Annotated in this window: 11 protein-coding genes; 8 read left to right on the top strand and 3 right to left on the bottom strand. The window is 61.6% G+C overall.

Features of this window, described 5'->3' with window-relative positions; all coding sequences use genetic code 11:
- Positions 1–6: 6 nt before the first annotated feature.
- Positions 7–1,041 (bottom strand): MraY family glycosyltransferase, encoded by a 1,035-nt coding sequence (locus tag ABQJ48_RS14875; RefSeq protein ID WP_367838772.1) that lies wholly within the window; start codon positions 1,039–1,041, stop codon positions 7–9.
- A gap of 63 nt (positions 1,042–1,104) precedes the next feature.
- The gene (locus ABQJ48_RS14870) at positions 1,105–2,064 is read right to left on the bottom strand and encodes a UDP-glucose 4-epimerase family protein (RefSeq protein ID WP_367838771.1); all 960 of its coding nucleotides are present in this window, start codon (positions 2,062–2,064) and stop codon (positions 1,105–1,107) included.
- Positions 2,065–2,332: 268 nt separating this feature from the next.
- Here ABQJ48_RS14870 and ABQJ48_RS14865 point away from each other — a divergent pair, with 268 nt between their 5' ends.
- From ABQJ48_RS14865 to ABQJ48_RS14830, 8 genes are all read left to right on the top strand, one after another.
- Complete coding sequence (locus tag ABQJ48_RS14865) at positions 2,333–3,298, top strand: glycosyltransferase (RefSeq protein WP_367838770.1); 966 nt, start codon at positions 2,333–2,335, stop codon at positions 3,296–3,298.
- Positions 3,299–3,504: 206 nt separating this feature from the next.
- Positions 3,505–5,661 carry a glycosyltransferase family 2 protein gene (locus ABQJ48_RS14860; protein WP_367838769.1) on the top strand — a complete coding sequence of 719 codons (2,157 nt, stop codon included), beginning with the start codon at positions 3,505–3,507 and terminating at the stop codon, positions 5,659–5,661.
- A 4-nt stretch (positions 5,662–5,665) separates the two neighbouring features.
- The gene (locus ABQJ48_RS14855) at positions 5,666–8,206 is read left to right on the top strand and encodes a glycosyltransferase family 4 protein (RefSeq protein ID WP_367838768.1); all 2,541 of its coding nucleotides are present in this window, start codon (positions 5,666–5,668) and stop codon (positions 8,204–8,206) included.
- Positions 8,203–9,270, top strand: coding sequence for a glycosyltransferase family 4 protein (locus tag ABQJ48_RS14850; protein ID WP_367838767.1), 1,068 nt, complete (start codon positions 8,203–8,205; stop codon positions 9,268–9,270). The genes ABQJ48_RS14855 and ABQJ48_RS14850 overlap by 4 nt, the downstream gene beginning before the upstream one ends.
- 137 nt (positions 9,271–9,407) lie before the next feature.
- Positions 9,408–10,385: a glycosyltransferase family protein gene (locus ABQJ48_RS14845; protein ID WP_367838766.1), complete on the top strand. Its 978-nt coding sequence runs from the start codon at positions 9,408–9,410 to the stop codon at positions 10,383–10,385.
- Positions 10,382–11,035, top strand: coding sequence for a histidine phosphatase family protein (locus tag ABQJ48_RS14840; protein ID WP_367838765.1), 654 nt, complete (start codon positions 10,382–10,384; stop codon positions 11,033–11,035). The genes ABQJ48_RS14845 and ABQJ48_RS14840 overlap by 4 nt, the downstream gene beginning before the upstream one ends.
- Positions 11,036–11,039: 4 nt before the next feature.
- Complete coding sequence (locus ABQJ48_RS14835; RefSeq protein WP_367838764.1) at positions 11,040–12,083, top strand: glycosyltransferase family protein; 1,044 nt, start codon at positions 11,040–11,042, stop codon at positions 12,081–12,083.
- A 15-nt stretch (positions 12,084–12,098) separates the two neighbouring features.
- Positions 12,099–12,977 carry a hypothetical protein gene (locus ABQJ48_RS14830; protein WP_367838763.1) on the top strand — a complete coding sequence of 293 codons (879 nt, stop codon included), beginning with the start codon at positions 12,099–12,101 and terminating at the stop codon, positions 12,975–12,977.
- A gap of 307 nt (positions 12,978–13,284) precedes the next feature.
- Here ABQJ48_RS14830 and ABQJ48_RS14825 read toward each other — a convergent pair whose 3' ends face one another.
- Positions 13,285–15,048 carry a DUF7657 domain-containing protein gene (locus tag ABQJ48_RS14825; RefSeq protein ID WP_367838762.1) on the bottom strand — a complete coding sequence of 588 codons (1,764 nt, stop codon included), beginning with the start codon at positions 15,046–15,048 and terminating at the stop codon, positions 13,285–13,287.
- Positions 15,049–15,197: the final 149 nt, after the last annotated feature.

Here is a 15,197-nt window from a genome sequence, read left to right as displayed (position 1 = left end):
AGAACCTCAGGATTGCCCGGAACGGGACGCATGGCGTCGCCAGCGGAGGTCAATGCACAGTCCGGCCACCGCCAGCAAGGCAGCCCAAACGACGACAACAAGCCATTGAATCAGGACAGCGAAGTGTAGTGCCCAGATAGCAAGCATTATGCCTGCTACCATGAACAAATACCAGGTGCGGGCCGTCGATGCGTGTCCCACGCCCGACTGCACCATTCTTTGATAGTAGTGTTCCCGGTGCGCTTGCCAAAATCTTTCGCCGCGCAGCAGGCGTTTGAGCAATGTGACGGACGCGTCGCCGATGAACGGCGCGAAGCACAGCGCCGGAAACCACACCGGCCACACGCCTTCGCGCCAGCCCCAATAGCCGAGCGCGCCGGCGAGGAAGCCGAGTGGGATCGAGCCGGCGTCGCCCAGAAAAATCCGCGCGGGGTGGAAGTTGAACAGCAGAAAGCCCGCCGCCGCCCCCGCTATGACCATGCTGGCAAGCGCGAGCGCCGCGTCCGCGTGGGGCGTGGCGCTCATCGGCACCGACGCGGCGATCGCATAGCCGCCGAAGCCGAATAGCGCCATGCCGCCGGCGAGCCCGTCGGAGCCGTCCATGAAGTTGTAGAGATTGACCAGCCAGACGAGCAGAACCGCCATTGCCGCCAGCGCCCACCAGGGCACCTCGGCCGGATACACGGCGACCAGCGCCGCCACCGCCGCCGCATGCCCGCTAAAGCGCACGCGCGCCGGCAGGCCGCGGCGGTCGTCGATTTGCGAGAGCGCGGCAAGCAGCGCCGCCGTCAAGGCGGGCAGCCAGAGCGACGGCGCGAGCAGCCAGATCAGCACGACGACCACCGGCACGATGCCCCAGCCGCCGATGCGCGGTGTCGGCCGGGTGTGCAGCGAGCGGTCGTTGGGGATGTCGGTGGCGAGACGCCATGCAAGGCCGCTTCGGAGCAGCGCCCACAGGATCGCCGCGCACGCGCCCAGCGCGACGGTGCCCCACAGGAGCAGATGAGCAAGCGGATACGCGGATAGTGAAGCGATCGACATCGGCGGCAAGTGAGGTACGGTTTGGGCGCTCGGTGCGCCAAGTGGATCGGTCGATACGCTGGGTCAATGCGTGGCGCGATACCACGCGGCGGTCTCCAGCAAGCCATGCTCGACGGTATGCGGTGCAACCCAGCCGAGACATTCGCAGATGTGCGAACTGTCCAGGCGCAACTCCCCGACGAGGCGCTCCACCTGCGCCGTTTTGCCGGTCAAACGACCGGCCACGCGCAGCACGCCGACCGGAACCGGCACGAGGCGCTGCGGCGCGTGCAGTTGCACCGCCAGCGCCCGCGCGAGTTCCGACACGCTCAGATCGCGGCCGTCGGTGACGTGGAACGTGTGGCCGGCCGCGCGCGGGTCGGTGGTGCAATGCACGAGTGCGTCCGCGAGGTTGTCGACGAACACCAGGCTGCGGCGCGCGGCAATCGCGCCGAGCGGCAGCGGGATGCCTTTCGCGATCGCGCTCATCAGTTGCAGAAAGTTCGCGCGCACGCCCGGTCCGTACACGAGCGGCGGTCGAACGATCACGATTTCAAGTCCCGACTCGCGGCCGTAGTCCAGCAACGCGCGCTCGGCTTCGAGTTTGGAGATGCCATAGGGATCGGACGGCGCGGGCGGGTCGGTTTCCTTGATGGGCCGGCCGGCGCTGCTTTCCGCCACGGCTTTCGCGCTGCTCGCGAACACGAAGCGGCGCACGCCGGCGCGATGGGCCGCAGCGGCGACGCGCAAGGTGCCTTCGACGTTGGTCGCGCGGTACAGGGCGTGCGAGTCGGCCGCCGTCTCATGCATCATGTGGACGCGCGATGCGAGGTGGATGATCGCATCGCAACGCAACGCCACCGGCCAGCGTTGCTCGATGCCCTGGAAGTCGTCGGTGTCGAGCAGCCATTCGCGCACGCCGTCGGCGACCGTTTGCGCCCGGCGCACCGCGCCGATAACCCGGTCTCCGCGTTGCAGGAGCGCGGCGCAGACGGCTTTGCCGATAAAGCCGTTGGCGCCGGTGATCAAAACCGTCTGGCTCATGACTTTATCCACCCTGCACAATTGGCTCGTACTGCGGGCTTGCACTGCGCTGTCGGGCGGCGACGCGCGGCAGCTCGCCGACGCGCGATAGGCTCGTGGTAGCCCCCCGGATGAGGGCGGGATGACAGACGAAGCACGGTACAATACGGCATCTGTAGAGTCGAAGGCGGCGGGCCGCTATAGGTTCGGGCCGCATATTGTAAGCGGGTTATCACCTTGGCAAGCGTTGCCGGAAGGTTAGAGAGTTCGAGGACATAAGCTCATATCTATGAAAGTGCTGTTTGCAACGTACCCCATGGCTTTTCACACCCCTGGCGGTGGTGAGATACAGCTGCTTGCATATCGCAATCATCTTCCTGCGCACAACGTTGAGGTCGACCTGTTCGATCCGTGGAATCCGCGCTTTCTCGAGCATGACGTCGTGCACTTTTTCTCGTGCGTCGGCGGCTCCGTGCATTTCTGCAATTTCATCAAGCAGCTGGGATTGCCGCTCGTGGTGTCCTCCAGCCTGTGGATCACCGACGCCACGCGCCATCTGTACCCCGTCGACGAAATCCGCCATCAGTTCTCGCTCGCGGATCGCGTGGTGGCGAACTCGGACATCGAATGCGATACGCTCGCGCAGGTGTTCGGCCTGCCTCGCGAAAAATTCGTAACGGTCTACAACGGTGTCGAAGAAGCGTTTTACGAGCCGGTGCCGGCGCAGCTTTTTCGCGATCACTTCGATATTCGCGGACCGTTCGTGCTCAACGTCGGCAACATCGAGCCGCGCAAGAACCAGCTTGCGCTCATGCAGGCAATGAAGTCCATGCCGGACCTCAAAGTGGTCCTGATCGGTCATCAGCGTGACCCCGAGTATGCGCGCGCCTGCCTCGAAGCCGGCGGCAGCCAGGTGACCTACGTGGGCGCGCTGCCGCACGAGTCGCCGTTGCTGCGCTCGGCCTATGCCGCATGCGACGCGTTTTGTCTGCCTAGCACGCTGGAAACGCCCGGGCTCGCGGCGCTCGAAGCGCATGCGGCGGGCGCGCGAATCGCCGTGACGCAGGTCGGCTCGACCCGCGAGTACTTCGCGGATCAGGTGGCATATCTGGACCCGCACGACATCGCGAGCATCGCTCAGTCCATCCGCACCGCGTTGACGTTCGAACGCGGCGCGTCCCTGGGCGAACGGGACCTGCGCTGGCAAACGGTGCTTTCGCCATTGAAAGACCTTTATGCATCGTGGGCGCAATGACATCCCGGTTTCGCGCAAGCGAATCCGTCGGCCTCCCCTGTTCATTCGGCGCCCCAGCGCCGATGATTCACAATTCGAACTGACCCGCGAGGAGAGTTCGCCGCGAAACCTCGCGATCGTGCCGTTCGACATGGGCCTCTCGACGCGAGCGACGCGTTCGACCATGTCGTCCTTCATAGAAATATAGCTAGAAGTCCTCATTCAACATGAAACTTGACCTGCAACCACTCAATAACGTTGAAGCCTTCCCAGGTGACGAATACCAATGGAATGCGACGACAAACGATCCGCAGTTTGCCATCGCAGGGTGGGAGCAGATGCGCGGGCGCACCGTACACCTGGCTTTTACACTCGTGACAGGCAAGGTGCCGAAAACGCCGTGCATGCTGTATGTCGACAAGGGCGACGGCATGTCGGAGCAGGGAGCTGTCTGGCTGCGCGCGGACGCCACCGGCCGGGTCGATCAGACCATCTCGTTTCCGTGGACGCTGCGTGCGGTGCGCTTCGATCCGCTCGCGTTTCCCGGCCCATTCTCGCTGAACGACTTCACGCTGGAGGTCGACGAGAACTCGCGGCCGTTCGGCGAAGCGAACGAGGCCGCGCTGGCGCAGGCCGACGCGGTGGCGGCGCTCGGCACCCCGCTGCCGGCCACCTACGAGAACTGGATCGCGATCAACGAAGTCGCGCCGGAGCGCTACCCGAGCCTCGTGGAGGCCGCCCGCGAGTGGCAACGGCAACCGCTCATCAGCCTCGTGATGCCTACGTACAACTCGCCTGCGCAATACCTGCGCATGGCAATCGATTCAGTCGTCAACCAGGTCTATACGAACTGGGAGTTGTGCATCGCGGACGACAAATCCACGCAGCCGCATGTGAAGGAAATTCTCGACGAGTACGCGGCGCGCGATTCCCGCATCAAGATCGTCTATCGCGCCACCAACGGCCATATCAGCGCGGCCAGCAATAGCGCCCTGGCGCTGGTCAGCGGCGAATACACCGGCCTGCTCGATCACGACGACGAGCTGCATCCGCTCGCGCTGTACTACGTGGCGGAGCTGATCCAGCGCGACCCGCAGGCCGCGTTGATCTACAGCGACGAAGACAAGATCACGATCGAAGGCAAGCGCTACGATCCGTATTTCAAGTGCGATTTCAATTACGACCTGTTCCTCAGCCAGAACATGATCTCGCATTTCGGCGTCTATAAGACGTCTGTGCTTCAGCAGGTCGGCGGCTTTCGAGAAGGCCTGGAAGGCTCGCAAGACTACGATCTCGCGCTGCGCGTGATGGAGGCGGCCGGCCCGCAGGCAATCCGCCATATCCCGCGCGTGCTGTACCAGTGGCGCGTATTGCCGGAAAGCACGGCGTCGAGCGCGGAGGCGAAGCCCTACGCGATCATCGCGGCGGCGCGCGCGGTCCAGGAGCACCTCACGCGCAGCAAGATCGCGGCGAAAGTGCAACCTGCCGACGCCGCGGCGGTGTATCAACGAATCGTGTATGAGTTGCCCGAGCGAGAACCGCTCGTCGAAATCATCATTCCGACCCGCGACGGAGCCGATCTCGTCAAGCAGTGCGTCGACTCCATCAAGCAGCGCACCACGTACCAGAACTACCTGATCACGATCATCGACAACGGCTCGGTCAAACCTGAAACCTTCGAGCTGTTCAGGAGCTACGAAGGCGACGCACGCATTCGCGTGGTCCGTGACGACTCGCCGTTCAACTACTCGGCGCTGAACAACCGGGTTGCGCTCGCGAGCAAAGCCGAGCTCGTCTGCCTGCTGAATAACGACATCGAAGCGATCACGCCGGAATGGCTGAGCGAACTCGTTTCTATTGCGTTGCAGGACAACGTGGGCGCGGTGGGCGCGAAACTGCTCTACCCCGACGACACCATCCAGCATGCCGGCGTGTATCTCGGCATGGGTGGACTGGCGGGCCACGGTCACAAGTACCTGCCTCGCAATGCGCCCGGGTATTTCTGCCGCGCCGTGCTGCGCAACGCGGTGAGCGCAGTGACCGCGGCATGTCTCGTGATCCGCACCAGCATCTATCGTGAAGTGCGCGGACTCGACGAAAATCTGGTCATCGCCTTCAACGACGTCGATTTCTGCCTGCGCGTGCGCGAGGCGGGCTATCGCAATGTGTGGACCCCGTTTGCCGAGCTGTACCACCACGAGTCCGCTTCTCGCGGCTACGAAGATACGCCGGAGAAGATGGCTCGCTTCGTCGAAGAAATCGAGTTCGTGAAGAAGCGTTGGGGCGACGCATTGTGGAACGACCCGTTCTATTCGCCGAACCTTTCCATTGATTCGACCGACTTCGTGATGACCATGAGTCCGCGTCTCGCGAGCCCCCAATAACACCATGCCATCGACCAAAGACTGGGCCCGGGAATGCCGGCATCCGTCGCCGACAGTCCTGTTTGCGCTGCCGAACGCCATTTATTTTCTGTTGAAGTTCCGGCCCGAGCTGGCATCGTTCGAGCATCAGACGATTGAAGGCCGGATCACGCTGTATTTCTGGTGGAAGGCCTACGGCGAGCGCGACTATCCGGATTTCGAATGGGTGCTGGGCGATGCGGAAGTCGCGTATCTCAGACAACTGGATGCGCAGACGCTGGTTCGCAAATTTCCGAGCGCAGTCGGCTTCTGGCTGGCCGGCAATGCGCCCGACATTCTGGACGACGAGGTATTGCTCGAAACGCTGCTGAAAAGTGATCTGGCGATCGGGCCGACTCGCGCCCGGCTGCCGCGCTTCATGACGCTGCTCGTGGACGCGCGCGCGGATCTACGCGCCAATCTCGATCTCGGCGTGTTCTCGGGTCAGCTCGCCGCGCTGAGCTGGTGGGAAATGCATGGTCAGTTCGAATATCCGCGGCTGTCATGGTCGCCGAATCCGGTGTGGGACAGTCTGAACGAACTGGGCAGCGAGCATCACGCGACGAGGATCGACGTGCCGGCATTCCTCGAACTTCTGGTGAGCAGCCGCCCGGACTTGCGCGCCAGCATGGATATGACAACGTTCGGTGGACGTCTTGGCGCTTTGGTCTGGTGGGACGAGCACGGCAAATTCGAATACCCGAGACTGGTCTGGCAAACCTCCACCGCGATTTTGCAGTTGAACGAGATCGAGCACGACGGGGGCGGTACGTTGATCGACGTGCCACGCTTTCTCGCGCCGCTCGTCAGCAGCAGACCGGACCTTAGCCGCACCATCGACCTCGGCACGTTCAAAGGCCGCTTCAACATGCTGCTGTGGTGGGATACGAACGGCAAGCGTGAATACCGCCGGCTCGACTGGCCGACGGCGAAAATTTTCGACAGGCTCAACGAGCTCGATAACGGCGATGAGCGCGGGCTGTTCCGGGCACCGCATTTTCTGCCGCTTCTGGTCGGCAGCCGGCCCGACCTGCAGGCGCTGGCCGATCTCGACACCTTCCTCGGCCGTCTGGACGCTATGCAATGGTGGATGGGCGGCGGCAAGCGGGAGTATTCGAACCTTCATTGGCCCATTCAGGAAACGCTCGACGACCTGCTGCGCACCCATCCGGCGCGCGCCGCGGCGCTGCCGCTGCCCCGGCTGCTGCTCGGTATTCGCGATAACCGACCGGACCTCTGCGCCGCGTTCGACATCACGACTGTACAAGGGGCGTTGGGCCTCGTCGCATGGTGGTACGGCCCTGGCCGGGTCGAGTATCAGCAATTCCGGCACCTTCGCATCGTGCCCACCGAGATTCGCGATCAGGCGGCCACCCAGCTCAGAAACCAGCAGCCCAGCATCCGCATGCGGCCGTTCGGCGTGAATATCGTCGGCTATCCGCAAGGCGTGCTCGGTCTCGGCGAAGACGCGCGGATGGCCGCGCAGGCCATGCAGCTCAGCCATACGGAAGTGGCGCTGATCAATGCGCCGATGAGTGGACCGGTCCGCATCGACACGTCGATGAACCACCTGTTGCGCGACGAGCTCTGTTATCAGGTCAGTATGTTCTGTTTGCCGCCGCCGGAAATGGTGCGGCTCGCGCTCGAGGGCGGGCGCCGGATGATCGAATCGGACACTTACAGGATCGGCGCGTGGCCGTGGGAACTGCCTCACTGGCCGAGCGCATTCGGGGAGGCCCACGCGTTCGTCGACGAAATCTGGGCGCAAAGCCGTTTCGTCGAAGCCGTATACGCAAAGCTTGGCCGCACCAAGGTGCGGCCCATGCCGATGGCGGTGGTCATTCCGACGCCGCAAGCGATCGACCGCCAACGCTACGGCCTGCCAAAGGACGACTTCCTGTTCTACCTGATGTTCGACGGCAATTCGTGGCTGACGCGCAAGAACCCGGTCGCCGGCGTGATGGCATTCCAGCAAGCCTTCGCGAAGGAGACGAGCGGCGTCGGTCTGGTCGTCAAGGCGATGAACGTTCGCGGCGACGACCCGACCTGGCGACAGGTGCTCGAGCTGGCGGCAGCGGACCCACGCATCCACATCGTCTCCGAGCGGTTGAACCGGCAGGACACGATCGACTTCATGGCCTGCTGCGACGCGTACATTTCGCTGCACCGAAGCGAAGGCTTCGGCCGCGTGATTGCCGAGGCGATGGCCCTGGGTCAACCGGTCGTCGTCACGAACTTCTCCGGCAACGTGGACTTCTGCGACGAGCAGACCGCTTTTCTCGTCGACGGCGAACTGGTACCGCTGCGTCCCGGCGACTATCTGTTCCACGAAGGGCAGTACTGGTGCGATGCCGACGTGGGCATTGCCGCAGGCCAGATTGCCCGGGTATTCGGCGACGCCGATCTGCGCCGGCGCATTGCGCAGGCGGGTCGCGAACGTGTCGAAAGAGACTATTCGATGGGCGCGGTGGCGCGTGCGTATGCGCAGCGTCTCGACGAAATACGGATTACAGTGAGCACGCAATGACGAGACTGCTGATCTGTGCACCGGACGTCTTCGAGGGCGACGCCGTCGGCAACCATTGCCTCGAGTTAGCTGCGATGGCCAAGCGCTCAGGTTGGGAACCGCGCATTTACGCAAAGGGCTTCGACGTAGCCGTATCGCAAGTGCGGCCGATCGAAACGCTTTTCGCGGATGTCACGAGCCAGGACCTGCTGTATGTCAGCTATTCGATCGTCACGCCGGATCTCGATCGATTGCTTGCGTTGCCGTGCAGGAAGATCTGCTACTACCACGGCATCACCGACCCTGCGCTGTTGCGTGAATTCGAGCCGGTGACGGCCGGGTTATGCGAAGAGGCGCTTTTGCAATTGCCGAAGCTGGCCGGGTTCGATCTGATCGTCGCCAACTCCAGGCACGTGGCGCAGGATCTCGCGCCCTATGTCGACGTTGCGGGCATCGTGGTCATTCCCCCGGTGTTCGACACGCTGCCGACCCTTGCGAAGACCGCCATCCCGCGCGCCGACCCGGACTCCTTCAACGTGCTGGTGCTGGGCCGCGTCGTGCCGCACAAGCGGGTCGAAGATGCAATGGAGGTATTTGCGCACGTCGTCGAAGGCGGCGTCGACGCGACGATGACGATCGTCGGCAGCATGCCGAATTACGACTACAGCAAATTCGTGCTCAAGCGTGCGCGCGAACTGGGCGTGTTGACGCGGATCGATTTCACCGGAATGGTGGACAACGCAGATCTGCTGTCGAGCTACGACCGCGCGTCACTGCTGCTTTCGATGAGCCGCCACGAGGGCTTCTGCATCCCCGCGCTGGAGGCGATGCACCGCGGCATTCCCGTCGTGGTGCGGGCCGGTCACGCAGCAGCCGAAGTGGTGGATGACGCCGGACTGGTGGTGGGTGATCAGGAGACGGCTGAGCAGATCGCCGGGCGGATTATTGCGCTGCGCAAGGATGGTGCGCGGTGGGATGCGCTGACACGGCATGCCCGCGAGCGCGCCGACACTCTGCTAGCGCTCACGTCGTGGGAGCATTGGTCGAAAGTATTCGACCGCGCTCGTCGCGGCACATCCGCGTGATGAGGCTTTAGCCGACGTTTAGCGGCCCTCCAGCTCACGCGTTAGTCGAATGACTTCCAGGAATTGCTCCGCTAGAAAAAGCGGCCCACAATTCCCAATGCGCGCCCCCAATCAGCAAGCGACTCGCTAGCACGGCAATGAACTCTCAACCCAAAATTCTCGTCACCACGTACCACTCCGCCTTTCTCGTGAAAGGCGGGGGCGAGTTCGAGATCGTCAGCCTCGTCGACAGTCTGAAAAAGCAAGGCTATATCGCCGATATCTACGGGCCGTTTTCACAGTCAATCGACAACTACGACGTGGTGCTGCATTTTTCCGTGCATGGCGGCGGACTCGAGCTGTTGCGCTCCGTCGCCGCGGCCGGCAAGCCGATCGTGCTGTGGCCCAATCTCTGGATCAACGAGCAACAGCCGCCGGCCGCGGGCATGATCGCCGAACACGTCAGGCTGGCCAAATACATCGTCTTCAAATCGGTGGCCGAGAAAGAGCATTTCTGCTCGCACTTTCCGGCGCCCGAAGAAAAGATCCGGCTAGTGCCCGCCGGCGTGGACGTCGTCTTTACCAAAGACGCGCCGCCCGGCCTGTTCCGCGCCATGTACGAGCTGGACAATTACGCGATCTGGTTCGGCGTGATCGAGCCGAACAAGAATCAACTGGTGGCGATCCGCGCGCTGCGCGACAGCGGCACGCCGCTGGTGTTCGTCGGCCGCTCGCGCGACCGCGCCTACTATCAGGCATGCCGCAGCGAAGCACCGGCTAATTCCGTATTCATCGACGGCTTGCCGTACCGCTCCGAGATCATGCGTGCGGCACTGCAGGAAGCCAGCTACTACATCGAGATTTCGAAAGAGCCCGCCGGCCTGTCGGCGATTGCCGCCGGGCTCGCGGGTTGTCGACTGGTGCTGAGCGACTCGCCGTGGGCGCGCGAGCACTTCGACGGCTTTGCGCAATTCGTCGATCCCGAATCGGAAAGCAGCGTGCGTAGCGGCGTCGCGGCGAGTCTCGCATCGGAACTGCACGTGCCGGAGTTGCGCCGGCACTTGCAGAAGCACAGTCTGCCGGACGCGATCATTCCTCTGTTGAACGTCTTCGACGAAGCGGTCGCGTTGTCATGATGCTCTACCTGTTCCGTCACGGGAAATCCCACGCTAACACCGCGCGGCTCGTCACGGGCACGCCTGCGGATACGCTGGTCGACGAAGGGCGGCGCCAGGCTGAAGCGATGCGAGGCTGGATAGACCAGGTGAATTTGAATGCGGACCGCTTCTTCACGAGCACTTGGCAGCGCGCGCAGCAAACGGCTCGGCTAATTTTTCCACGCGCCGAATGGCGGATCGACGCCCGCCTTGGCGAGACCGATGCGGGATCGGTGGCACAGTGGCAGCTTGCGGAATTCGTCGCGCGGCATCCACAGTTCTACGGCGACAATGCCACGCCCTACCCCGGCGGCGAATCTCACGAAGACCTGAACCGGCGAGTGATGAACTGGCTCGACGAGCTACTGACGCAGCATGCGGCAGACGCACGGATAGTGGTGGTCGCGCATTCAGGGCCGATCGCGTGTCTGGTTCAGCACGCGCTCGGCATCGGCATGGAGCGGTTTCCGGCACTATTGCCCGCGCATGCCAGCCTGACGATCATCGAATACTCGGGCAACGGCGCCGACGTGAATGCCGATGCAAGCGCCCTTCAGGCGACGCTGAAGGGCTTTTCTCTGACGCCCGCCGAATTCGCCGCACCGATGCTGAATCCAACGAGGCAATGAATAGATGATGAAGGTGTTGGCACTCCAGCGGGTTTCCCACGTCGCGGCGGATGCGCTGTCGCTGTCGGTGGAAGCGCGTGTCACCGAGGCGTTGGACTACCTGACCGACCAGGGTCAACTCGTCTACGCCGCGATCGCTGAGAACCATGATCGAGTGCACGCGGCGCTGAATTGGGCCGACGTGCTCATTCTGAGCAAGCACAGTTCGCCGGCCGCCGTGGAAATTGCCACGCAGGCCAAGAAGCGCGGTCTGCGCGTAATCTACGACGTGGACGACTGGATCTTCTCTTTTCCGTCGTATAGCAACGCGAAGACAATGTCGGGGCAACTCGACGCGATTCAGGCGCTGATGGGTATCGCGGACGTCGTGACTGTCGCGAACAAGAACTTGTATGCCGGCATCAAGCAGTATTGCGAGAATCCGGTGTTGCTGCCGAACGGCATGTATGTCGAGAAGTACATTCCCGAGAAGCGGGGCTGGGAGAATGCCGAGTCGGATCCGCCGAGAATCGTGTTCACGAATGCGGACCTCATCAAGGTGCATAACAGTAAAGAAGTGCTGCTGCGAGTACTGCAGGACTTCTTTCATCTGCACCCTGAATACACGCTGGACTTCTACGGCGACCCATTCCCGGAGATCTTCTCGCTGCCTTTCCTGCACTACACGAGCCGCAAGCAATACGCCGATTATGTGCAATCGCTGATTGCGGGCAACTACGCGTTTTCCATCACACCGCTCGGCGGCGCGGAAGACCCGGAAAGCCTGTTCTTCAACAGTTGCAAGAATCCGTTCAAGTACCTCAATTACGGTACCGCGCGAGTTGCGGGCATCTATTCGCGCAGCCCGATCTACGAGGACTGCATCGAGCACGGACGAACCGGACTGCTGGTCGCCAACACCTACGAGGACTGGCTCACGGCGATGGAGGCGATGGCGGCAGACGCGCAACTTCGTCGCAACATTCGCGATCAGGCTTATCAGGACGTGCTCGAGCGGCACCATATCCGCTTCAGCGCGGAAGTCCTGACTTCGGCGCTGACGAAGTGAAGGCGGAGAGACGCAATGCGCAAATACGGAATGTACGAGCCGCTCTATCTGCCGGGCCAGCAGTTGTCGAGCGACGCGTTCCTGCCGTTCGAGATCCGCGACAATCGGGCGGCGGCATGGCGAGAGTTCAGGATGCTGGTCGATCTGTACCGCGGTGGAGCCCATCTGAAGCACGCGGCTACCGGCCTGTTTTCACCCAAGTTCACGTTGAAGTCCCGGATTACCGCCGAGCAATTCACTGACTTCGTCGATGCGCAGCCCGGCTGCGATGTGTGGTTCATCAACCCGTTTCCGCAGCTTGCGTATTGGTCGTTCAATGTTTGGATGCAAGGCGAACACGCGCACCCTGGGTTGCGGCAGGCGGCCCAGTCACTGCTCGATGCAGCAGGAATCGGCTGGCAGCTGAACGATGTGCCGCGGCAAGGCAAAGGCACGTTGTCGTACTGCAACTTCTGGGTGGGGTCGCCAAGCTTCTGGGAAGCGTACGTCGGGGGGATTCTCGTGCCTATCGCCGACTTTCTGGAGAACGATCCGGATCACCCCGTCGCACGCGCGGTGATGCTGGATACCACTCATACCGATCCGGCGCCGTTCTTGCCGTTTATCGTCGAACGGTTGTTCAGCACGTATCTGTCATTGAATCCGCAATGCAAGGCGGCGTCGTATGCGATCTCGGATGAGCAAGTCGCGGAGTACTGCATCGACGATTTTGAGCGGCTGCTCGTCCGCTACATGCGATCTCAGGTGGATCAAGCGGAGGCGACGGGAGTTCTGGATCGGCGGCTGGTCGAACAGATGGATTTCGTGTGCGCGATTTGGCAACAGCATTTCTTCGACGTCTATACGCAAACACCGCATCCGCATACCGGCAGGCAAATCAAATTGTCTCAATAAGGCATCGCAAGCGGTGTTTGCATACGAACCTGCGGCAAAACTATAAGTACGATCCTGGCGGCGATGGGAATGAAATCGTATGCGTCGAAGGGATCTTCTAGCGGAAACAGCACAGGCAGTTCAGCCGGTGTAAACGACGTCTGCGCGGCTTGGCCCCCGCCGAATCCGATAGCCGCGCACGGATACCCGAACCGGAGTAACGACATTCGGTCCGCTCAATGAAATGCCAGCCTGCCGCCTATGATCCGGTGGACTCTGGCAATTCATATGCTCGACGCGATGAAGCGGAACGGTCGGAAGTGACCCATTACGGATCGGTGTGGAACCACGCCATCGGCACCTTGACGGAATCAGGGCTGGGGTTGCTCGGCTCAGCCTCGTCCGTCATCCAGATATTCGAATAGCGATTAAATGCAGTTTCAAACGTCTTCTCGTCCACCTTGTGGCGGAACTGATTCCAGAAGTGCCACTGCGGCACCGCGGTCGTGTAGGCGATCGACTTGAATCCCAGCCCATTTTGTACCGACTCAGGCAGGAACTGCTTCACCAGATAGCCTGTTTTGGGCTGCACCGCAGCGCGCATCTCAGCGATCACTGGCGTCTCTTCGCGGTTAAAAATCGGCCATGCCTGCTGCAACGGATTGAACCGGCCGATGACAAGCGCTGCGGTGACCACTGACGCCGCCAGCAACGGAACCGCTGGATCGATTTTGGTGTACCGCGCAACCAGGTAGGCAGCGATGGCGAAAGGGATGATCAGCAAGTCAATCAGATTCGGCCAGAACGGAACTTCGATCCGCGCCTTGAGCACTATCCAGGCCAGCACCACCGCGGCGACGAAGGTCACGATGCGAGCGGGTCTGATGACATATCCTGTGCGCGTCACGACGTGCACGATAAATATGAGAAGCAGCAGGCCCTGCGCGTATTGCATGCGGCTCGGCTGAACGTTTTCCCACAGTAGCAGCCGACCGACTCGCGGCGGGATCGGCAACAGTTCCCATGCCAGCATCATTGCGAGTGCGACAGCCAGAATGATCGTCCGGCGCAAAAATACACGATCCTTCAGTAAGCTGGGCAGGTTCCGGTAGTTTGCGAAGCACAGCGCTAATAGCACGAAGAAAACGCCGAACGTTCCCGCCTCGCAGATGTTCGTATTGGGGAAGAGTTCGTGCAAATGTGCATCGAACATCGAAAAGGGGAACAGTTGTGACGCAGCCTGACGCAGGCCAACCCCGCCGCCCATAATGACGCGACCACCCGGGTAAAGCGTCTTCATGGTGGCGAGAAGATAGTCTTTCAGGTAAAACGCCGCCGTGCCGGCAGCAGCGCCAGCCGCAACCAGCAAACCGATGAACGGCATCGGCCGCAGCCACTCCTTGCCGTACACAATGACGAATACGGCGCCAACGAACGCCAGCGACACGATGTACGGCGGATAGAACATTTCGATCATCATCGCCGTAAGCAGCCAGTAAAACAGCAGCAATCGGCCCCATTTGGGTATCCGCAGGAACAGCGCCGACATGGCCGCACCGTACAGCGCGAACAGCACACCCTTATCGGTCCACCAGAACTGCGAATAGGCTGTGAAGTAGGCGCAAAAAGCCAGCAGCACAGCAGGCGCACGGCCCGCGCCGACCACACGGAAAAGGTAGGTATAGCCGAGGATGAACAGCGCGAATACGGCGAAGTAGTGGAATGAGAATGCGTAGGCCGCGTTGACGAAGCCGTACAGCATCATTGTCGGCTTGAAGAACCACCCCCAATCATTGATTGGGACTGCGAAAGCTATGCGCAGATCGTCGTTGTATGGCGATGTCTTGTTATAGCGTTCAAAGTGGTTGTTGACCGACGCCGCAGTGAGAGAAGTGATGACGCCCCATTCGTCCGAGCGAATAGGCTTCGGCTCGCCTAATACGATGCCGGTATGGTTCGCCTGCAGCTGTCGCAGAACCAGCCCGTAGGACGAGGGTGACCACGTCTGCGACACATAGATAAGTCCCATGAGCGCGAACGCTCCCATGAGCAACCATCGAAAACTGAGTAAACGCTTAAGGTTGGTAAGCATCTCAAATTAATCGTGACGTCCAAAGCGAAATCATACCGTACGCACTGAACCATAGGACAAGAACCGGCAATGGCATTCCGCCGCTTCTCGGGCAGCGCAGGCCCGCGCTCATGTGTGCATTCCGAGCGCTCATGCTTGCTTACGCCGTG

The organism is Paraburkholderia suaedae, from assembly GCF_040812055.1.
In the GTDB taxonomy this organism is placed as follows: Bacteria; Pseudomonadota; Gammaproteobacteria; order Burkholderiales; family Burkholderiaceae; genus Paraburkholderia.
This window is presented reverse-complemented; position numbering and strand designations above follow the sequence as displayed.

Bases quoted from the DNA above. Each gene is read 5' to 3' on its own strand.
- ABQJ48_RS14875 (WP_367838772.1), bottom strand. From the start codon at position 1,041: ATGTCGATCGCTTCACTATCCGCGTATCCGCTTGCTCATCTGCTCCTG.
- ABQJ48_RS14870 (WP_367838771.1), bottom strand. From the start codon at position 2,064: ATGAGCCAGACGGTTTTGATCACCGGCGCCAACGGCTTTATCGGCAAA.
- ABQJ48_RS14865 (WP_367838770.1), top strand. From the start codon at position 2,333: ATGAAAGTGCTGTTTGCAACGTACCCCATGGCTTTTCACACCCCTGGC.
- ABQJ48_RS14860 (WP_367838769.1), top strand. From the start codon at position 3,505: ATGAAACTTGACCTGCAACCACTCAATAACGTTGAAGCCTTCCCAGGT.
- ABQJ48_RS14855 (WP_367838768.1), top strand. From the start codon at position 5,666: ATGCCATCGACCAAAGACTGGGCCCGGGAATGCCGGCATCCGTCGCCG.
- ABQJ48_RS14850 (WP_367838767.1), top strand. From the start codon at position 8,203: ATGACGAGACTGCTGATCTGTGCACCGGACGTCTTCGAGGGCGACGCC.
- ABQJ48_RS14845 (WP_367838766.1), top strand. From the start codon at position 9,408: ATGAACTCTCAACCCAAAATTCTCGTCACCACGTACCACTCCGCCTTT.
- ABQJ48_RS14840 (WP_367838765.1), top strand. From the start codon at position 10,382: ATGATGCTCTACCTGTTCCGTCACGGGAAATCCCACGCTAACACCGCG.
- ABQJ48_RS14835 (WP_367838764.1), top strand. From the start codon at position 11,040: ATGATGAAGGTGTTGGCACTCCAGCGGGTTTCCCACGTCGCGGCGGAT.
- ABQJ48_RS14830 (WP_367838763.1), top strand. From the start codon at position 12,099: ATGCGCAAATACGGAATGTACGAGCCGCTCTATCTGCCGGGCCAGCAG.
- ABQJ48_RS14825 (WP_367838762.1), bottom strand. From the start codon at position 15,048: ATGCTTACCAACCTTAAGCGTTTACTCAGTTTTCGATGGTTGCTCATG.